This is a genomic window from Burkholderia sp. 9120, from assembly GCF_000745015.1.
Classification (GTDB): domain Bacteria; phylum Pseudomonadota; class Gammaproteobacteria; order Burkholderiales; family Burkholderiaceae; genus Paraburkholderia.
Map to the genome: position 1 here is coordinate 383,701 of NZ_JQNA01000001.1, position 20,921 is coordinate 404,621.

At 65.5% G+C, this 20,921-nt stretch carries 12 protein-coding genes and 1 pseudogene; 8 read left to right on the plus strand and 5 right to left on the minus strand.

The features are described 5' to 3' along the window. The first annotated feature begins 8 nt into the window (after positions 1–8). Both FA94_RS01665 and FA94_RS39020 read left to right on the plus strand, forming a co-directional pair. On the plus strand, positions 9–2,588 hold the full coding sequence (locus FA94_RS01665) for a [protein-PII] uridylyltransferase (RefSeq protein WP_035546202.1): 2,580 nt from the start codon (positions 9–11) through the stop codon (positions 2,586–2,588). A gap of 1,305 nt (positions 2,589–3,893) precedes the next feature. Next, positions 3,894–5,123 (plus strand): annotated as a pseudogene (locus FA94_RS39020) (pseudouridine synthase); the annotation flags it as partial. A gap of 162 nt (positions 5,124–5,285) precedes the next feature. Here the strand turns inward: FA94_RS39020 and def are convergent. From def to FA94_RS01695, 5 genes are all read right to left on the minus strand, one after another. Beyond that, positions 5,286–5,819: a peptide deformylase gene (gene def / locus FA94_RS01675; RefSeq protein WP_035546204.1), complete on the minus strand. Its 534-nt coding sequence runs from the start codon at positions 5,817–5,819 to the stop codon at positions 5,286–5,288. Beyond that, on the minus strand, positions 5,816–7,882 hold the full coding sequence (gene ligA / locus FA94_RS01680) for an NAD-dependent DNA ligase LigA (protein ID WP_035546206.1): 2,067 nt from the start codon (positions 7,880–7,882) through the stop codon (positions 5,816–5,818). Before ligA ends, def begins: the two co-directional genes overlap by 4 nt. Before the next feature lie 233 nt (positions 7,883–8,115). After that, positions 8,116–9,402 carry a cell division protein ZipA C-terminal FtsZ-binding domain-containing protein gene (locus FA94_RS01685; RefSeq protein WP_035546208.1) on the minus strand — a complete coding sequence of 429 codons (1,287 nt, stop codon included), beginning with the start codon at positions 9,400–9,402 and terminating at the stop codon, positions 8,116–8,118. Between the two features lie 118 nt (positions 9,403–9,520). Next, the gene (gene smc / locus FA94_RS01690; RefSeq protein WP_035546209.1) at positions 9,521–13,039 is read right to left on the minus strand and encodes a chromosome segregation protein SMC; all 3,519 of its coding nucleotides are present in this window, start codon (positions 13,037–13,039) and stop codon (positions 9,521–9,523) included. A gap of 158 nt (positions 13,040–13,197) precedes the next feature. Then, positions 13,198–14,184, minus strand: coding sequence for a DMT family transporter (locus tag FA94_RS01695; protein ID WP_035546210.1), 987 nt, complete (start codon positions 14,182–14,184; stop codon positions 13,198–13,200). Positions 14,185–14,552: 368 nt separating this feature from the next. On the opposite strand from FA94_RS01695, the gene dapC reads away from it, so the two are divergent. From dapC to cls, 6 genes are all read left to right on the plus strand, one after another. Beyond that, positions 14,553–15,770 (plus strand): succinyldiaminopimelate transaminase, encoded by a 1,218-nt coding sequence (dapC, locus tag FA94_RS01700; RefSeq protein WP_035546212.1) that lies wholly within the window; start codon positions 14,553–14,555, stop codon positions 15,768–15,770. Between the two features lie 90 nt (positions 15,771–15,860). Continuing rightward, the gene (dapD, locus tag FA94_RS01705) at positions 15,861–16,688 is read left to right on the plus strand and encodes a 2,3,4,5-tetrahydropyridine-2,6-dicarboxylate N-succinyltransferase (RefSeq protein WP_035546213.1); all 828 of its coding nucleotides are present in this window, start codon (positions 15,861–15,863) and stop codon (positions 16,686–16,688) included. Beyond that, positions 16,688–17,053 (plus strand): ArsC family reductase, encoded by a 366-nt coding sequence (locus FA94_RS01710; RefSeq protein WP_035546215.1) that lies wholly within the window; start codon positions 16,688–16,690, stop codon positions 17,051–17,053. Before dapD ends, FA94_RS01710 begins: the two co-directional genes overlap by 1 nt. 136 nt (positions 17,054–17,189) lie before the next feature. Beyond that, positions 17,190–18,329, plus strand: coding sequence for a succinyl-diaminopimelate desuccinylase (gene dapE, locus FA94_RS01715; protein WP_035549058.1), 1,140 nt, complete (start codon positions 17,190–17,192; stop codon positions 18,327–18,329). Between the two features lie 17 nt (positions 18,330–18,346). Further along, the gene (prmB, locus tag FA94_RS01720) at positions 18,347–19,231 is read left to right on the plus strand and encodes a 50S ribosomal protein L3 N(5)-glutamine methyltransferase (RefSeq protein WP_035546217.1); all 885 of its coding nucleotides are present in this window, start codon (positions 18,347–18,349) and stop codon (positions 19,229–19,231) included. A gap of 235 nt (positions 19,232–19,466) precedes the next feature. Beyond that, on the plus strand, positions 19,467–20,918 hold the full coding sequence (cls, locus tag FA94_RS01725) for a cardiolipin synthase (protein WP_035546219.1): 1,452 nt from the start codon (positions 19,467–19,469) through the stop codon (positions 20,916–20,918). Positions 20,919–20,921 lie beyond the last annotated feature (3 nt).

The window sequence follows — 20,921 nt, forward strand, 5'->3', positions numbered from 1 at the left end:
GCCTGCCAATGAGTAGTGTTCCCGCCGTCGCCCCATCCCATGCCACGTCGCTCAAGGCGGACTACAAGGTGGCCAAAGCCCAGTTGCTGGAACGCTTCAAGACGGCCGCCAACGTCGATGCGTTGATGGCCGCCCTGGCGCGGGCCACGGACAACTCGCTGCGCGCCGCCTGGGACACCTGCGAACTGCCGCCCGAGCTGGCTTTATTGGCGGTCGGCGGTTACGGGCGCGGCGAACTGGCGCCGCATTCGGACATCGACATTCTGGTGCTGCTGCCGGACGCGCCGATCGAGCATCTCGAAGCGCGTATCGAGCGTTTTATCAGCCTCGCGTGGGATCTGGGGCTGGAACTCGGCAGCAGCGTGCGCAGCGTGTCGCAGTGTCTCGAAGAAGCCGCCAACGACGTCACCGTGCGTACCTCGCTGCTCGAGGCGCGGCGCATTACGGGCAGCGCGACGCTGTTCGACGATTTCGCGAAGCGTTACCGCGACGCGCTCGATCCGAAGGCGTTCTTCCAGGCGAAAGTGCTGGAAATGCGCCAGCGCCACGCCAAGTTTCAGGACACGCCGTACGCGCTCGAACCCAACATCAAGGAAAGCCCGGGCGGCCTGCGCGATCTTCAGCTGATTCTGTGGATCACCCAGGCGGCCGGTTTCGGTAGCAGCTGGCGCGAACTCGAGGCGCGCGGCCTGATCACCGAACGCGAAGCGCGCGAACTGCGCCGCAACGAGAGCTTTCTGAAGGCGCTGCGCGCGCGGCTGCATGTGGTCGCCGGGCGTCGGCAGGACATTCTGGTGTTCGATCTGCAAACGCCGGTGGCTGAGAGTTTCGGCTACAAGCCGACCGCTACCAAGCGCGCTAGTGAACAGCTGATGCGGCGCTATTACTGGTCCGCCAAGGCTGTCACGCAGCTCGCTACGATTCTGATCCAGAACATCGAGGCCCAGCTTTTCCCGACCACGAGCGGGATTACGCGGGTGCTGACGGACCTGTTCGTCGAAAAACAGGGCATGCTGGAAATCGCCAGCGACGACGTGTTCGAGCGCGAGCCGAACGCGATCCTCGAAGCGTTCCTGCTGTACGAACTGACGCCGGGCGTCAAAGGCCTGTCGGCGCGCACGCTGCGGGCGATCTACAACGCCCGCGACGTGATGGACCAGCACTGGCGGCGCGATCCGGAAAACCGCCGCCTCTTCATGGAAATCCTGAAGCAGCCGGCCGGCATCACGCACGCGTTGCGGCTGATGAACCAGACCAGCGTGCTCGGGCGTTACCTGCTGAACTTCCGGCGCATCGTCGGGCAAATGCAGCACGATCTGTATCACGTCTACACGGTCGACCAGCACATTCTGATGGTGCTGCGCAATCTGCGGCGCTTCGCGGTCGCCGAACACGCGCACGAATACCCGTTCTGCAGCCAGTTGATCGCCAATTTCGACCGGCCGTGGGTGCTGTACGTGGCGGCGCTGTTTCACGACATCGCCAAGGGGCGCGGCGGCGACCACTCCACGCTCGGCATGGCCGACGCGCGACGCTTCTGCCGCAGCCACGGTATCGAGGGCGAAGACGGCGAACTGGTGGTCTGGCTGGTGCAGCAACACCTGACCATGAGCCAGGTTGCGCAGAAGCAGGACACCAGCGACCCGGAAGTGATCAAGCGCTTTGCCGAACTGGTGGGCACCGAGCGCCGCCTCACCGCGCTCTACCTGCTGACGGTGGCCGATATTCGCGGCACCAGCCCGAAGGTCTGGAATACGTGGAAAGGCAAGCTGCTCGAAGATCTGTACCGCGCCACGCTGGCCGTACTCGGCGGCGCGCGGCCGGACGCGCATTCGGAACTGAAGTCGCGCCAGGAAGAGGCGCTGGCGCTGCTGCGCCTCGAAACCGTACCGGACGGCGCGCAAAAGGCGTTGTGGGACAAGCTCGACATCGGCTATTTCCTGCGTCACGACGCGGCCGACATCGCGTGGCAAACCCGCGTACTGTCGCGTCACGTTGAAACGGCCACGCCGATCGTGCGGGCGCGTCCGTCGCCGATCGGCGAGGCGCTGCAGGTGCTGGTGTACGTGAAGGATCAGCCCGATCTGTTCGCCGGGATTTGCGCGTATTTCGACCGCAACGGCTTGTCGGTGCTGGATGCGCGGGTTAGCACGACCCGTCACGGCTATGCGCTCGATAATTTCCTCGTCGCGCATACCGAAGAAGACGTGCATTATCGCGATATTGCCAATCTGGTCGAACAGGAACTGACCGCCCGTCTCACCGGCGACGGCACCCTGCTCCCCGGACCGTCGAAAGGCCGCTTGTCGCGGCTTTCGCGGACCTTCCCTGTGACGCCGCGCGTCGACCTTCGGGCCGACGAACGCGGCCAATATTACATCCTGTCCGTGTCGGCCAACGACCGGCCAGGCCTTCTTTATTCGATCGCGCGCGTGCTGGCCGAGCATCGGGTCGGCGTCGCTTCGGCGCGGATCAATACGCTCGGCGAACGCGTCGAAGACGTGTTCCTGCTGGATGGACACGGTCTGTCGGACAACCGCCTGCAAATTCAGGTCGAGACCGAACTGCTGCGCGCGATTGCAGTGTGAGATTTCATGCGACTCAAATTAACAGCCAAGCACCCGCGGCCGGCTTCGTCCGAACGCGCCCCTGTCCGTACCGGCAGCACGTCGGCGCGTAAGCCGACACGCCCGGTGGGACCGAAACCGTCGACGGCGGGTTTCAGCGGGGCACACGGAGAAAGCGGCGGCGCGCCGAAGGGTGCCGGCACCCGGCCGGCCGGCGGAAAGCCGGCAGGTGCGGGCGCACGGGCGCCGCGCGCTGAGGGGTCGTTTTCTCGCGAGCGGGATGCGGGTGGCGCAGGTCGCTCGTCGTCCGATCGGCCGCCGCGACGTGAAGGCGCGGGGGACCGTGGGGAACGCGCGCCGCGTAAGTTTGAAGGTGGTAGTGATCGTGGGGATCGCGCACCGCGTAAGTTTGAAGGTAGTGGTGATCGCGGCGAACGCGCACCGCGTAGCTTCGGCGACCGCCCCCCGCGTCGCGACGACGGCGAACGTCGTCCGTTCAGCGGTGCACGGCCGGGCGCAGGACGTCCGTCCGAAGGCGGCGCACGTGGCGACCGTCCGGTCCGCAACGATCGCGAAGGCGGAGATCGTCCGCGCTTCGGTGGCGAACGCGGCCCGCGTAGCGACAGCGCACCGCGCAAGTTTGAAGGCGCTGGTGATCGCGGCGAGCGCGCACCGCGTAAGTTTGAAGGTAGTGGTGATCGTAGCGAACGCGCACCGCGCAGCTTCGGCGACCGCCCCCCGCGTCGTGAAGACGGCGAACGCCGTCCGTTCAGCGGCGCACGTCCGGGCGCAGGCCGTCCGTCGGAAGGCGGCGCACGTGGTGACCGTCCGGTCCGCAACGATCGCGAAGGCGGAGATCGTCCGCGCTTCGGTGGCGAGCGCGGCCCGCGCAGCGACAGCGCACCGCGCCGTTTCGAAGGCGCCGGTGATCGTGGCGACCGCGCACCGCGCAAGTTTGAAGGCGCCGGTGACCGTGGCGACCGCCCCCCGCGCAAGTTTGAAGGCGCTGGCGACCGTGGCGAGCGCGCACCGCGCAGCTTCGGCGACCGCCCCCCGCGTCGCGACGACGGCGAACGCCGTCCGTTCAGCGGCGCACGTCCGGGCGCAGGCCGTCCGTCGGAAGGCGGCGCACGTGGTGACCGTCCGGTCCGCAACGATCGCGACGGCGGAGATCGTCCGCGCTTCGGTGGCGAGCGCGGCCCGCGCAGCGACAGCCCACCGCGCCGTTTCGAAGGCGCCGGTGATCGTGGCGACCGCGCACCGCGCAAGTTTGAAGGCGCTGGCGACCGTGGCGAACGCGCACCGCGCAGCTTCGGCGACCGCCCCCCGCGTCGCGACGACGGCGAACGCCGCCCGTTCAGCGGTGCACGTCCGGGCGCAGACCGTCCGTCCGAAGGCGGCGCACGTGGCGACCGTCCGGTCCGCAACGATCGCGAAGGCGGAGACCGGCCGCGCTTCGGTGGTGAACGCGGCCCGCGCAGCGACAGCGCACCGCGTCGTTTCGAAGGCGCTGGTGATCGTGGCGACCGCCCCCCGCGTAAGTTTGAAGGTGCCGGTGACCGTGGCGAGCGTTCATTCACGAAACGCGAATTCGGCGACCGTCCGGCTCGAACCGGTGAACGTACCGAGCGCCCTGCCCGCAGCTTCGACAAAACGCTCCCGACCGCCGGCCGCCGCTTCGGCGACGACCGTCCCGCGCGCGCCGACAAGCCGCGCGGCCCGGCGCCCGCTGCACGCGCCGAACACAACGACGCCGATGCCGCGCCGCGCACCCCGCGTCGCGATTACGAAGACGCGCCGGGCACGCTGCGCCTGTCGAAGTTGATGTCCGAGCTCGGCCTGTGCTCGCGCCGCGAAGCCGACGAATGGATCGAAAAGGGCTGGGTGCTGGTGGACGGCGAGCGGATCGATACGCTCGGCACCAAAGTGCGTCCGGACCAGCGCATCGAGATCGATCCCGCCGCCGAAGCCGCGCAAGCGAGCCAGGTGACGGTGCTGATCCACAAGCCGGTGGGGCTGGTATCGGGTCAGGCGGAAGACGGCTATCAGCCGGCCATCACGCTAGTCACGCCGGAAAATCGCTGGGCTGACGATCAGTCGGAGATCCGCTTCTCGGTCTCGCATCTGCGTCAGTTGGCGCCGGCAGGCCGTCTGGACATCGATTCGACCGGCTTGCTGGTGCTCACGCAGGACGGCCGCGTCGCCAAGCAGTTGATCGGCGGTCATTCGGAGATCGACAAGGAATATCTGGTGCGCGTGGCGTACGGAGAGCATGCCGTCGACGTCGAAAGCCACTTCCCGCCGGAAAGTCTCGATCTGCTGTGTCACGGCCTGTCGCTCGACGACCAGCCGCTGAAGCCCGCTCAGGTGAACTGGCAGAATGGCGAGCAGTTGCGTTTCGTGCTGCGCGAAGGCAAGAAGCGTCAGATCCGTCGTATGTGCGAGCTGGTCGGCCTCGAAGTGATCGGCCTGAAGCGCGTGCGGATGGGTCGTGTGGTGCTCGGCGCGCTGCCGCCGGGCCAATGGCGTTATCTGGCGGCCGACGAATCGTTCTGATGCGCCGCGATGGTGGTTCGATGCGGTCCGATTGAGCAACCATCTCAAGCCCCGGCTGCTTACGCAGCCTCAGGCTCAATAAAAAAACCCACGCAATTGCGTGGGTTTTTTGTTGGCGTTGCCGGAAACAGCTAGCAAGCAACCGGCAGCTCGAGGGCCGCCTCAATCGTCGCTATTCGGATCCATATCCGGAAACAGCACTTCCGTGAAACCGAACTTCGCGAAATCATTGATCCGCATCGGATACAGCTTGCCGATCAGGTGATCGCATTCATGCTGCACGACCCGCGCATGAAACCCCTCGGCGACGCGATCGATCGGTTTGCCGAACTGATCGAAGCCGTGATACTTGATCATCGAAAAACGGCTTACCGCGCCGCGCAGGCCTGGCACCGACAGGCAGCCTTCCCAGCCCTCTTCCATGTCGAGCGAGACCGGCGTGATGGTCGGGTTGATCAGCACCGTTTCAGGCACGGGAGGCGCGTCCGGATAGCGCTCGTTGTTCCCGAAGCCGAAGATCACCACCTGCAGATTGACGCCGATCTGCGGCGCGGCCAAACCCGCGCCGTTGGCGTGGTGCATGGTCTCGAACAGGTCTTTGACGAGTTCATGCAATTCGGGCGTATCGAAGTGATCGACCGGATCGGCGATCTGCAACAGACGCGGATCGCCCATCTTGAGAATTTCGCGAATCATAACTGCCCCTCCAGGAGCTTACGCAACCCATCTTCGTCGAGTACGGGAATGCCGAGTTCCTCGGCCTTCGCCAACTTGCTGCCTGCTTCGGCACCCGCTACCACATAGTCGGTTTTCTTCGACACCGAGCCGGCCACTTTCGCGCCGGCCGCTTCCAGCATTTCCTTCGCCTCTTCGCGCGCCAGACTCGGCAAGGTGCCGGTCAACACGACCGTCTTGCCGGCCAGCACGCCTTGCGGCGCTTTCGGCGCGGGCGGCCCTTCCGGCCACGTCACCTTGCCCGGTGCGCGCAACTGCTCGATCACCGTGCGGTTGTGCTCTTCGGCGAAAAACTGGTGCAGCGACTCCGCGACCACCGGCCCCACGTCGTTGACTTCCAATAAAGCTTCGACCGATGCATCCATGATTGGATCCAGCGAACCGAAATGCTTGGCCAGATCTTTCGCCGTGGATTCGCCGACGTGGCGAATCCCGAGCGCGTAAATGAACCGCGCCAACGTGGTGTGCCGGGCCTTGTCGAGCGAATCGAGCAGGTTCTGCGCGGACTTTTCGGCGAAGCGGTCGAGCTCGGCGAGCGTCGCGAAGCCGACGTTGAACAGATCGGCCGGCGTGCGCACCAGATTCTGCTCGACCAGTTGATCGATGATCTTTTCGCCAAGACCGTCGATATCCAGCGCGCGACGTTGTGCGAAGTGCCACAGCGCCTGCTTGCGCTGCGCCGGACAGAACAGCCCGCCGGTACAGCGCGCGATCGCCTCGTCCGGCAGCCGCTCGATATTCGAGCCGCACACCGGGCACTGCATGGGCATCACGAATTCGCGCGCGTTCTCCGGACGACGTTCGAGCAGCGCGCTCACCACTTCGGGAATCACGTCGCCGGCGCGCCGCACGATCACCGTGTCGCCGATCCGGATGTCTTTGCGCCGCACTTCGTCTTCGTTATGCAGCGTGGCGTTCGTGACCGTCGCGCCGCCGACGAACACCGGCTCCAGCCGCGCCACCGGCGTGATCGCGCCGGTGCGGCCGACCTGCACGTCGATCGCGACGAGTTGGGTCAGCGCTTCCTGCGCGGGGAATTTGTGCGCCAACGCGAAACGCGGCGCGCGCGACACGTAACCGAGCGCGTCCTGCTCGTCGCGCCGGTTGACCTTGTAGACCACGCCGTCGATATCGTACGGCAGCGTGTCGCGCTTCTCGCCGACCGCGTGGAAGAAGCCCAGCAGCCCTTCCGCGCCCTGCACCATAGCCCGTTCGCCGTTCACCGGCAAACCGAGTTCCTTGTACCAGTCGAGCAGGTCGCTGTGCGTGGCCGGCATCTCGATACCGTCGACCACGCCGATGCCATACGCGAAAAACGACAGCGGCCGCTGCGCGGTGATCTTCGAATCGAGCTGCCGCAAACTGCCTGCCGCGGCATTGCGCGGATTGGCGAATTCCTTCTGCTCGGCAGCGCGCTGCCGTTCGTTCAGACGCTCGAAATCGCGCTTGAACATCAGCACTTCGCCGCGCACGTCGAGCACGTGCGGCACGCGTTTGCCCTTGAGCTTGAGCGGAATGGAGCGGATCGTGCGGACGTTTTCGGTGACGTTCTCACCAGTCGCGCCGTCGCCGCGCGTGGAGGCCTGCACGAACACGCCGTCCACATAGCGCAGCGAGATCGCGAGGCCGTCGAATTTCAGTTCGGCCGCGTAGTCGACCGGCACCGGCGGCTCGCTCGCATTCTTGCCGAGCGAATCGCCGACGCGCTTGTCGAACGCGACGATGTCCTCATCCGCAAAACCGTTGTTCAGCGACAGCATGGGCTGGTCGTGTACGACCGGCTCGAAGCCGCTGGCCGCCTCGCCGCCCACGCGCTGGGTGGGCGAATCCGGCACGATCAGATCCGGATGCTCCGTCTCGATGTGCTCCAGCTCCTTGAAGAGCCTGTCGTACTCGGCGTCCGGCAGGTCCGGCTGATCGAGCACGTAATACGCGTAATTGGCGCGTTCGAGTTCCGCGCGCAACCACGCGGCCCGTTCTGCGGGAGCGCTGTCTGCTGGAGGGGAAGCGGGGGTTCGGGCCATACTGTCGGAAGATTTTTCAGTGAAATTCAGACATTGGATTATCGCAGGAAGCGTGCCCCTTTACATCGGCCGAATGACGGTTTCGGGGTTCATTGCGGTGTTCTTACGGCGCGGAATTTACGTTCGCTAACATGCCGTAAGGCACGTCATGAGACGCGCCGTAAAGCAGTTGTCTGAAACGACAACGGCCGCACATCGTGCGGCCGTTACGAACATCAACGAAACAGTGCGGCTTACTGGCTAAACAAACGCCGCGTGGCCGGCGAACCAGCCGGAATGCCCGCCTGTTCGAGTTTCGCGTAGAGCGTCATGAGTTGCTTTTCGATCGCCAGCAGTGCGGTTTCCGGCAACGGACGACGGCCGTCGTCGACCACCCGACCGCCGATGCGCTCGGCCAACGATTTCGCGTAGTCGCACATCAGCCGGAACGGCAGGATGTCTTCGTCGGCGACCGGCACGTCGAGCACCAGCGTGATCATCTGGCCGCCCTTGTAGGTCAGGTCGTCGCGCAGGAAGTTGGTATCGCCGAATTGCAGCATGAACACCGGGCTCTGCTTGGCGTCGAGCTTGACGAAGCGCGTGCCGTCGCGCGACAGCAGCAAACCGTCTTGCGACGCGACCGCCTGCACGTAATTGGCCGACCACGGCGCGCCGTCCGACAGCACGTTGATCGACAACTGCGCGTCGCACTGCGCGGCGAAACCGTCGAGTTCGCGCGCCATCGCCACCGTTTCGAGCATGTCGGGAAATTCCGGCGACGCATCCAGCGCGTCGGCGAACTGCTGCACGCCGGTCACGAACTCCGAAAACTCCAGTTCGTTGAGCGCGCCACTGCGATTGGCCAGTTGCGCGGCCGCGCGCAGTTCTTCATAGCGCGCGCCGTTTTGCAGCAACTCCCACGCGCCGCCTTCGAGCTTGCCTTCGATATGCACCGGCTTGCTGCCGGCGCGGCGCAGACGCTGCGCGAGCGGAATCACCTTGTCGCCGGCCACCGGACCATTCAGGCGAATCGGCACGATACAGTCGATGCGACGATCGACGATAGCCGGCGGCGCCGACGAAATCGTCGTGGCGGCGGGCAGAATCGGCTCGTTCGGTTCGTCGGCATGACGCGCCGTGTTGGCCACCCCAGCGGCCTCGCCGCCTTCGGCTTGCGCCACGCCTTCCGCTTCCGGATAACCGTTCGGCGTGGTCGTCTCGGCCTGAATATCGGCCGGCGTATCGAGCGGCGCGGCCACCGCGCCCGCCGTCACACCAAAGGTCGGCTCGACCCGCGCCGCGCCGGATTCCGCCATCGCGTCCGAACCGACTACCGGCTCGCGCCGCGTGGTCGGCCGGGCCGGTTCGATGAACGGGCTCTGCTCTTCCTGCTCGTCCCGCGCGAACGTTTCGGCGGTCTCGGCCGGCATGGGCCGCGGCATCTTGCGGCGCACCTTCGCACCCTGCCACGCGTTGTACACGACCACGCCCCCGACCACTACGGCGCCCGCGCCGATCAAACCGAGTGTCAACTCGTCCATGCATGCTCCATCAGCAATTCTTTTATGTGCGCGGCCGTTACGCCCCGTTCACCTGTCGCGCGGCCACGGGCCGCTGCGCTGAACGCGGACGCCCGCGATGCTCAACTCAACCGAAAACTTAACCGATATTCTGGGCGAAACCCGCGGCCGATTCCATGTCGACGGCCACGATCCGCGACACGCCCTGTTCCTGCATGGTCACGCCGATCAGCTGCTGGGCCATTTCCATCGCGATCTTGTTGTGCGAAATGAACAGGAACTGGGTCTTGTCCGACATCGCCCGCACGAGGTTCGCGAAACGTTCCGTGTTGGCGTCGTCGAGCGGTGCGTCCACTTCGTCGAGCAGACAGAACGGCGCCGGATTCAACTGGAACATCGCGAACACCAGCGCCGTGGCGGTCAGCGCCTTCTCGCCGCCCGACAACAGGTGAATCGTCGAATTCTTCTTGCCCGGCGGTTGCGCCATCACCTGTACGCCGGCGTCGAGAATTTCGTCGCCGGTCATGATCAGCTTCGCCTGGCCGCCGCCGAACAGACGCGGGAAGAGTTCGCCGAAATGGTGATTCACCTGCTCGAAGGTACCTTGCAACAGCGTGCGCGTTTCCGCGTCGATCTTGCGGATGGCGTCTTCGAGCGTTTCGATTGCGCTGTTCAGGTCGGCCGATTGCGCGTCGAGGAAACTCTTGCGCTCGCTCGCCGCCTTCAGTTCGTCGAGCGCGGCCATGTTGACCGGACCCAACGCCGCGATCGCGTTGTTGATGCGCGTGACTTCGCCTTGCAGGTACGACGGCTTCATGTCCGGCGTGAGCTTGGCCTGCAACTCGGCTTCGTCGACACCAGCCGCCGCCAGTTGTTCGATGAACTGCTCGCCGTTCAGGCGCGCCGCCTGTTCCTTCAACTGCAATTCGTTGATGCGGTCGCGCAGCGGCTGCAATGCGCGCTCGGCGGTCAGACGGGTTTCGTCGGCGGCGCGCAGCTTGGCGGTCAGATCGTCCAGCTCGAGGCGTGCGGCATGCAGCGCTTCTTCCTTGACCGCGCGAATGTCGAGCGCGTCCTGCAGACCGGTGTGCGCGGTCTGCTCGTTGATCGTTTCGAGCTCGCCACGCGCGTCTTCCAGCGAACCCGCCACGCGTTCGCTCTGCTCGTGCGCGACCTGGATGCTGCGCTTCAATTCCTCGATGCGGTTCGCCATGTTGCGCGCGGCGAAACGTGCGTCGGTAGCGCCACGGTCGAGATCGCGCGCCTGGCCGCGCGCGGCGGTGAGCTGTTCGTCGAGCGCTTCGAAAGCCAGTTGATGATCTTCGAAACGCGCCTGCAATTCGGCGAGTTCGCCGTCGTGACGCTCGAAGTTCGCTTCCGACTCCGCGCGCATGGCGCGCTGCTCTTCGATCTGCGCGGTGATCTCGCCGAGTTCTTCGCGAATCTGCGTGCTGCGCTGCGTGTAACGCTCGTGCGCCTGGGTGAGCTTGAGCACGTCCATCTGCAACGCGTGCACGCGCTGCGTGGCGCGCTCGGCCTGCTGGCGCACGTCGGTCAGCGCTTGCGCGGCTTGCGTGTGAGCGGCTTCGGCGCGGATCGCGGCGGCCTTCGCCTCGTCGGCGAGCAAAGCCTGGGCACGCACCTGGCGGCCGAGGTTCTCGATTTCCTGCTGACGCGCCAGCATGCCGGCCTGTTCGGAGTCGGCCGCATACAACTGCACGCCGACGCGCGTCACCACGTGACCCGCCTTGACGACGAACGAACCGCCTTCCGGCAATTGCGAGCGCATGGCCAACGCCTGCTGCAGATCGTCGGCGACGAACGCGAGGCCCAGCCAGTCGTTGAGCACCGCGCGAATGCCGGCGTCGTCGATCCGCACCAGCGACAGCAGCGGCCGCAACGCGGCCGCTGCGGCGACCGGCTGACCCGCGGCCGGCGGCGCGTAGAACGCGAGCTTGGCGGGCGGCGCGTCGGTCGCGAAGGCCTTGACCCAGTCGAGGTTCGACACTTCGAGCGCGGCGAGCCGCTCGCGCAGCACGGCTTCCAGCGCGGCTTCCCAGCCGGCTTCGACGTGCAGCTTCTTCCACAGACGCGGCAGACCGCCCAGTTCGTGCTTCTCGAGCCACGGCTGGATCTTGCCTTCGGTCTGGACGTTTTCCTGCAGTTGCTTGAGCGCGGCGAGGCGCGCGTCGAGCTGATGAATCTGCGCGCTTTCCGACTGCACGCGTTCCTGCGCGGCGCGCCGTTCGCCGTCGAGGCGCGGCAGCGTTTCCTGCGCGTCCGCCAGACGCGCTTGCGCGTCGTGCAGGACTTCTTCGTGCTCGGCGAGCTGCATGCGCAGGTCTTCGAGCTGGGCTTCGTCGGGGGCGTCGAGACCGCCCGATTCCGTCTTCAGCCGCTCGTGACGCTGCTGCAGTTGCTGCAATTGCTGGTCGGCATTGCGCTGATGCGCGGCTTCGAGCTTGAGCGCCTGTTCGGTCTGCGCAATGCCGCCGCGCTCGGCGTTAAGCTCGGTCTGCGCGTCGCGCCAGCGCGCTTCGAGCGCGGGCATGGCGTCGTGCTTGGCGGCGGCTTCGTCTTCGGCGAGCGCGGCTTTTTCTTCGGCGACGGCCAGTTGCTCTTCGGCGTCTTCGAGATCGTCTTGCGCTTTTTGCGCCTGCGACTGCCACTGCTCACGCTGCGCGGTCAGCGCGGCGATCTGCGCCTGCACGCGGTTGCGCGATTCGACGATGAACTTGATCTCGGCTTCGAGCCGGCTGACTTCCGAGTTTGCTTCGTAGAGCGCGCCTTGCGCGCCCTGCATCGCGTCGCTCGCGGAGTAATGCGCAACGCGCAGCGTTTCGAGCTGCAATTCGACTTCGCGCAGCTTCGCGGTTTGCGCTTCGAGGTCGATCTGCGCCTGTTCGATCGCGCGCTGCTGGCGTTCCTGCTCGCCGCCGGCTTCGTTCTTGCGCAACAACCACAAGAGACGCTGCTTTTCTTCGCCGTCGGTTTGCAGATCCTTGTATTTGGTCGCGACGATCGCCTGCGCTTCCAGCTTCTCGAGATTCGCGCCGAGTTCGCGGACGATATCCTCGACCCGCGTCAGGTTCTCGCGCGTGTCGTGCAGACGGTTCTCGGTTTCGCGACGGCGTTCCTTGTATTTGGACACGCCTGCGGCTTCTTCGAGGAACACGCGCAGCTCTTCCGGCTTCGCCTCGATCAGGCGCGCGATCATGCCCTGCCCGATGATCGCGTACGCACGCGGCCCGAGGCCGGTGCCGAGGAAGATGTCCTGAATGTCGCGGCGACGCGCCGGCAGATTGTTGATGTAGTAGCTCGAGGTGCCGTCGCGCGTGAGCACGCGCTTCACGGCGATTTCGGCATACTGGCCCCACTGGCCGGCGGCGCGGCCGTCGGCGTTGTCGAACACGAGTTCGACGCTGGCGCGGCTACCCGGCTTGCGCGCGGTCGAGCCATTGAAGATCACGTCCTGCATCGACTCGCCGCGCAGCTCGGAAGCGCGCGATTCGCCGAGCACCCAGCGCACGGCGTCGATGATGTTGGACTTGCCGCATCCATTCGGTCCGACCACGCCGACTAGCTGGCCCGGGACCTGGAAATGCGTAGGATCGACGAATGACTTGAAGCCAGCGAGTTTGATCGAGGTCAGACGCACGGCGATTTCGCTGTTTGAAAAGGGAAAAAATAGGTGGCTCGCGAAGGCCGCGCCGGCCGTTCGCCGTTGCTGCGGCGCGGCCCGCGACCCCCTTCGAACCCTCGGAATACGGGCGCCGGCTACACGCGTTCAAGCATGCGCCGGCTAATGAGGGGCAATCATACCATCGCGCGTGGGCGGTTTTTGCCGTCCTTACGGTCGGCTTCCTGCGGGTCGGCGGAGCTCGTGTCTTCGCTGGCCGGATCGGGCGGCATCGACTTGGTCCGATGCACCCAACTGGACAGCGCCGAGGCCAGCACGATGCACGCGCCGCCGGCCCATTCGCGCGGACCGGGCGACTCGCCGGCGAACAGCCACGCCGACAACGCCGTCACGACGATCTCGAACAGCATGATGATCGACGCCCGGTTAGCCGGCACGCGCGCGAGGCCGTATTGCACCAGCATATTGTTCGACGCGAGCAGCAGACCGAGGCCAAGTACCAGCAGTCCGGCCGTGCCCAGATGCGCGCCGGTGGGCGGCGTGGGCATCGCTTCGAACAGCGACGCGCAGGCGCTGAAAATCGCCGCGCCGCCGAAAATCGTCGCGGTGCGCATTTCCGGCTTCATGTCGGGCAGCACCCGGCTCGTCTTCAGGATCAGCACGTTGCTCATCGCGAAGCCCATGCCGCCGGCCAGACCCGCCCATTCGGCGAGATTGCCGGGCACGGGAATACCCAGTTGCGGCGACCAGAGCATGGTCATCGCGCCGGCCAGCGACAGCGCGGCGAGACCCGCGCCCGCCCACGTCAGCCGTTCATGCAGGATGAAGTGCGCGAACAGCGCGGTCCAGGCCGGGGTGAGATAGAACAGCAGCAATACGCGCATCACCTGGCCGTGGATCGAGCCCCACACGAAGCCGAGGTTGGTAATGCCGGCCGCCAGCGCGAGAGCCGGCAGCAGCCAGTGCCAGCGCACCGTTTTGAGCGCGCGAAAGCGCACCATCAGCACGAACAGACAGCCGGCGGCGCTGGTCAGTGCGCTGGCCGCCGTGCCGGTCACGCCGAGCGCCGCGAGCATGCGCAGCGGATACCAGATCATCCCCCACACCGATGCGCCCAGCATGATCGCGAGCGTCGGCCAGCCGTTGCGAAGCCAGTTGGTCATGGTGCGGAACTCCGGGTGGAGTCGGAGGCGGCGCTCAACTCGCGGCCCGCGAAGATGCTTACGGTGTTGCCCGTAGGCTTGCTGTCACGGACCGCGGCGTCTTCGCGCCCGCGTACTCCGGATGTCTCAAGGACGGTTACGACCATTGCTGCTCCTGCTTCTCTTTTGCGCGAACCGTCGGCGGTTCGCGTCGTTCCCGCTGCAACGCATTGGCTGCGCCGCCTGGCGGGTTGCGCCACGCTATAATCATCCGCTCGCCGCTGCTGCATGGCGTTTTGCGCGTTTTTCGTACGCCTTGCCGCCTGCCTGCATGCCCGGCTTCCTGCACCCTCCGTCTGCGCCCATCCTCGATCAGGCTCGTCCGCCCAGTGAACCCGCTACTCGACTCCCTCCAGCCCTACCCGTTCGAAAAGCTGCGCGCGCTTTTCAAAGACGTCACGCCGGTCGCCGGCCAGGCGCATATCAGCTTCGGTATCGGCGAGCCGAAACATCCCACGCCGGCCTTGATTCGCGACGCCGTGATCGCCTCGCTCGGCGGGTTGGCCGCGTATCCGGCCACGCTCGGTTCGCCGGCGTTGCGCGAGTCGATCGCGAAGTGGGTCACGCAGCGCTACAACTTGCCGCCGGTCGATCCGGCCACTCAGGTGCTGCCGGTGGCAGGCTCGCGCGAGGCGCTGTTCGCGCTCGCGCAGACCGTGATCGATCCGCGGCGCGATCCTGACGGCGAGCCTGCGATCGTACTCTGTCCGAACCCGTTCTACCAAATCTACGAAGGCGCGGCGATTCTCGCCGGCGCGCAGCCGTACTTCGTGAATAGCGACCCGGCGCGCAACTTTGCCTGCGACTATTCGGCGGTGCCGGATGCCATCTGGGCGCGCACGCAGCTGCTCTACGTATGCTCGCCGGGCAACCCGACCGGCGCGGTGCTCACGCTAGAGGACTGGCGCGAACTGTTCGCGCTGTCGGACCGCTACAACTTTGTGATCGCGTCGGACGAGTGCTACTCGGAAATCTATTTCGACGAAGCCAACCCGCCGCTCGGCGGTCTGGAAGCCGCGCACCGGCTCGGTCGCGGCTTCGAGCGGCTGGTCATGCTGTCGAGCCTGTCCAAGCGCTCGAACGTGCCGGGCATGCGCTCAGGCTTCGTGGCCGGCGACGCGGCAATCCTCAAGGACTTCCTGCTATACCGGACATACCACGGCGCGGCCTTGTCGACCGTGTTCCAGAATGCCAGCATCGCGGCCTGGAACGACGAAGCGCACGTGCGCGAGAACCGCGCGAAGTACGTGCAGAAGTTTTCCACCGTCACGCCGATGCTCGCCGAGGTGCTCGACGTGCGCCTGCCGGACGCCGCGTTCTACCTGTGGGCGGACGTCTCGCGCACGGGCCTGACGGACGTCGAGTTCGCCCAGCGCCTCTACGCCGACTATAATGTGACGGTTCTGCCGGGCTCGTTCCTCGCGCGCACCGCGCACGGCGTGAACCCCGGCCGCAATTTCGTCCGCATGGCGCTGGTCGCCGACGTCGACGAATGCACGCAAGGCGCACAGCGCATCGTCGATTTTTGCCGCGCGCTCGCGGGTTGAGTCTGCTTCGCGACCGTTTCAGAGTCCAGGCAGGCGCCCCGCGCATCGCACTCCCTTCTTCCGATTTCAACTCTTCAGAAAAGCACGCATATGTCGCAACAACTTCAGCAGATCATTGACACCGCCTGGGAAAACCGCGCCGAGCTGTCGCCGAAGGCCGCTCCGGCCGACGTGCGCGAAGCCGTCGCCCACGCGATCGAACAACTGGACAAGGGTGCGCTGCGCGTCGCCGAGAAGAAAGACGGCGACTGGATCGTCAATCAGTGGCTGAAGAAAGCCGTGCTGCTGTCGTTCCGCCTGGAAGACAACGCACCCATGGCGGCCGGCGGTTACAGCCAGTTCTACGACAAGGTGCCGTCGAAGTTCGCCAACTACACCGCTGAAGACTTCGCCGCCGGCGGCTTCCGCGTGGTGCCGCCCGCCATCGCGCGTCGCGGTTCGTTCATCGCGAAGAACGTCGTGCTGATGCCGTCGTACACCAACATCGGCGCGTATGTTGATGAAGGCACGATGGTCGACACGTGGGCCACCGTCGGTTCGTGCGCGCAGATCGGCAAGAACGTTCACCTGTCGGGCGGCGTGGGCATTGGCGGCGTGCTGGAGCCGCTGCAGGCCAACCCGGTCATCATTGAAGACAACTGCTTCATCGGCGCGCGTTCGGAAGTGGTGGAAGGCGTGATCGTCGAAGAAAACTCGGTGATCTCGATGGGCGTGTACCTGGGCCAGAGCACCAAGATTTACGACCGCGAAACGGGCGAAGTCACGTACGGCCGCATTCCGGCGGGCTCGGTGGTGGTGGCGGGCAACCTGCCGTCGAAAGACGGCTCGCACAGCCTGTACTGCGCCGTGATCGTCAAGAAGGTCGACGCCAAGACGCGTGCGAAGGTCGGCCTGAACGAGCTGCTGCGAGGCGACTGATGGCGCGCGGCAACAAGACTGTCGTCTACGGCATCCCGAACTGCGACACCGTGAAGAAAGCCCGCGTGTGGCTGGAAGAGCACGGCGTCGAGTTCGAGTTCCACGACTTCAAGAAGCATGGCGTGACCGAACCGCTCGTGCAGGACTGGCTCAAAGACGTGAAGCTCGACGCGCTGCTGAACCGTCGCGGCACCACGTGGCGTGGCCTGTCCGACGACATGAAGGCGGCCGCGGATACGCAGCCGGGCGCGATCGCGTTGATGATCCACAAGCCGTCGGTGATCAAGCGGCCGGTGCTGGTGGTCAACGGGCGGGTCAAGTCGCTCGGTTTTTCCGCCGACGATTACGCCGCGCTGTTTGCCTAAAGCGCAGCAAGCCGTATTCACGCAGTATTCAAGCAGTAAAACGCGGCCTCGCCGCGTGACGCAAAAGCTGTTGCCGGCTGCGGTGCTGCACCGCCAGCCGGCATTTTTTCATTTCAAAGTGGCTTGTACTGAATCCATGTCCGGCACCCTCGCCCTTACCGAACAACTGATCTCGCGCGCGTCCGTCACGCCCGACGACCAGCATTGCCAGCGTCTTCTGATCGAACGCCTGTCCGCGCTCGGCTTCGAGCACGAGACGATCGAATCGAACGGCGTGACCAACCTGTGGGCCGTCAAACGCGGCGTGGACGGCACGAACGGCAAGCTGCTCGCGTTCGCCGGCCATACCGACGTGGTGCCGACCGGGCCGCTCGAACAATGGCATTCGGCACCGTTCGAGCCGACCCATCGCGACGGCAAGCTGTACGGCCGCGGCGCGGCGGACATGAAGGCGTCGATCGCCGGCTTCGTGGTGGCGAGCGAGGAATTCGTCGCGGCGCACCCGGCGCATCGCGGCACGCTCGCGTTCCTGATCACGAGCGACGAAGAAGGCCCCGCCACCGACGGCACCGTCAAGGTCGTCGAAGCCTTGCAGGCGCGCGGCGAACGGATGGACTACTGCATCGTCGGCGAGCCGACCTCGAGCGCGCAGCTCGGCGACATGGTGAAGAACGGCCGGCGCGGTTCGATGTCGGGCAAGCTCACCGTCAAGGGTGTGCAAGGCCACATCGCCTATCCGCATCTGGCGAAGAATCCGGTGCATCTGTTCGCGCCCGCGCTGGCCGAACTGGTCGCCGAGCGCTGGGACGACGGCAACGACTATTTCCCGCCCACCACGTGGCAGGTGTCGAACATTCACAGCGGCACGGGCGCGACCAACGTGATCCCGGGCCACGCAGACGTGATGTTCAACTTCCGCTTCTCGACGGCCAGCACGGTGGAAGGCCTGCAGGCGCGCGTTCACGCGATCCTCGACCGGCACGGCCTCGAATACGATCTGCAATGGAACGTGAGCGGCCTGCCGTTTCTCACGCCGCGCGGCGATTTGTCGAACGCGCTGGCCAAAGCGATCAAAGATGAAACCGGCGTCACGACCGAACTGTCCACCACCGGCGGCACGTCGGACGGCCGCTTTATCGCGCGCCTCTGCCCGCAGGTGATCGAATTCGGCCCGCTGAACGCCAGCATCCACAAGATCGACGAACATATCGAAGTCGCCCACATCGAGCCGCTGAAAAACGTGTATCGCCGCGTGCTCGAACAACTTATTGCGTGACCCAAGGACTATTTGCGATGACGCTCCCGTTTTCCACTGTTCGCGACCTGCTGCGTTTCGCGGTGTCGCGCTTCAACCAGGCCGAACTGTCATTCGGTCACGGCTCGGTCAATGCTTACGACGAAGCCGCCTATCTCGTGCTGCATACGCTGCATCTGCCGCTCGATCTGCTGGAACCGTTTCTCGACGCGCGCCTGAGCGCAGCGGAGATCGACGCCGTGCTGAACGTGATCGAACGCCGCGCCAGCGAACGCGTGCCGGCCGCGTACATCACGCAGGAAGCATGGATGCACGGTTTCCGCTTTTACGTCGACGAGCGCGTGATCGTGCCGCGTTCGTTTATCGGCGAATTGCTGCAGGACGGCTTGCAGCCGTACGTGGAAGATCCCGAGCAGGTGAGCGCGGTGCTTGAACTGTGCACCGGCTCCGCGAGCCTGGCGATCCTCGCGGCGCACGCGTTCCCGAACGCGGATATCGACGCGGTCGACCTGTCGGCGCCGGCGCTCGAAGTCGCCACGCGCAACGTGACGGACTACAAGCTCGACGACCGCATCGCGCTGTTCGAAGGCGATCTGTACGCGCCGCTCGCCGAGCGCCGCTACGACGTGATCATCAGCAATCCGCCGTACGTGAACGCCACCTCGATGCAGGAACTGCCGGCCGAATACAAGCACGAGCCGGACATGGCGTTGGCGGGCGGTGCCGACGGCATGGACATCGTGCGGCGAATCATTGCGCAGGCGCGCAACTGGCTGACCGACGAAGGCGTGCTGGTGGTCGAGATCGGCAACGAGCGGGCGAATGTCGAAGCGGCCTTCGGCGGCCTCGACCTGGTCTGGCTGTCGACCAGCGCCGGCGACGACAACGTATTCCTGATTCAGGCCGCCGATCTGCCGGTTTAAGTTAGCTTGTCTGAAACGGGCTTGCCCGATCGGGCGAGTCGCGCGGCAAAGCCTGCTTTTGCCGCGCGCCGCCGCGACGTCGCCCCGCCCCGCCGCACCGGCCACCATGGCCGGGATTTCAAAGCGCGGCCTGAACACACCCCAACGCACGCACGTTCGGTAAGATGAGCGCGGTCAGTTATCCGCCGCTCATCCACCCGGCTTGAGCCGCGCTTCGTCAACCCTTCGCCCGCCTATGCAATTCGACCTGCTTCACGTCGGTCCGCTGGTCGCCCTCGCCCACCTTCTCGGCTTGGTCGCGGCGTGCCACGCGATTCTCAACACGCGCACCTCGCAAGGGGCGATCGCGTGGGCCGTGTCGCTGGTCGCGATGCCTTATCTGACGCTGGTGCCGTACCTGTTCCTCGGCCGCAGCAAATTCGCCGGTTATGCCGATGCGCGCCGCGTCGAGAACGAACTGCTGCGCACGCGCGCGCATCCGCCGGAATGGGACACGCGGGCTTCCTCCGCGGGACTGCCTACCCAGGAACTCGGCGCGCGGCTCGTGCATTCGCTCACGCGGCTCGGCGGCATGCCGTTCCTGCCGGGCAATTCGGTGCGCACGCTGGTGAACGGCGCGGCAACGTTCGAAGCCATTTTCGAAGCGATCGAAAACGCGCGTCACTATGTGATCGTGCAGTTCTTCATTGTTCGCGACGACGCGCTCGGCGACATGCTCAAGGACGCGCTGATCGCGAAAGCGCAGCAAGGCGTGCGCGTGTACTTTCTGTACGACAGCATCGGCAGCTTCGATCTGCCGCACCGTTACGTGGCGGCGCTACGCGCGGCCGGCGTGGAGACGCATCCGTTCGCGACCAACCGGCGCTTCGTGAACCGTCTGCAACTGAACTTTCGCAATCACCGCAAGATCGTTTCGGTGGACGGCGAACGTGCGTTTGTCGGCGGCCATAACGTGGGCGTCGAATATCTGGGCGGCAAGCCGCCGTTGTCGCCGTGGCGCGATACACATATCGAAGTGCGCGGCCCGGCGGTCGCCAGCATTCAGTTCGTGTTCACCGAAGACTGGCACTGGGCCACCCAGCAATTGCCCGAATTCGACATGCCGACGGCGCCCCCGGCCGATCAGAGCGAGAGCCCGGGCATGCATTGCCTCGTGGTGCCGAGCGGACCGGCCGACAAGCAGGAGACCTGCGCGCTGTTCTTCGTCGAAGCGATCAACGCGGCGCGCGAGCGGATCTGGATCACCACGCCTTACCTGATTCCCGACGAGGCCGTGTTCGCCGCGTTACGGCTCGCGGTGCTGCGCGGCGTGGACGTACGCATTCTGATTCCCAGCCGGCGCGATCACCGCGTGGTGTTCACCGCGTCGAAACTCTACGCGTACGATTCGGTGCGCGCGGGGATTCGGATCTTCCGTTATCAGCCGGGTTTCCTGCATCAAAAAGTGGTGCTGATCGACAACGTGGCCGCGGCCATCGGCAGCGCGAATCTCGACAACCGTTCGTTCCGGCTGAACTTCGAAATCATGGTGCTGACCGTGGACCGCGGCTTCGCCAAAGAGGTCGAAGCAATGCTGCTGAACGACTTTGCCGAGTCGCGCGAAATCGATCGCACCGAGTACCGGAATGCGAGCGCGTTGCGGCGGGTGTTGATGCATGTGGCGCGGCTGTTTTCGCCGGTGCTGTAGGCG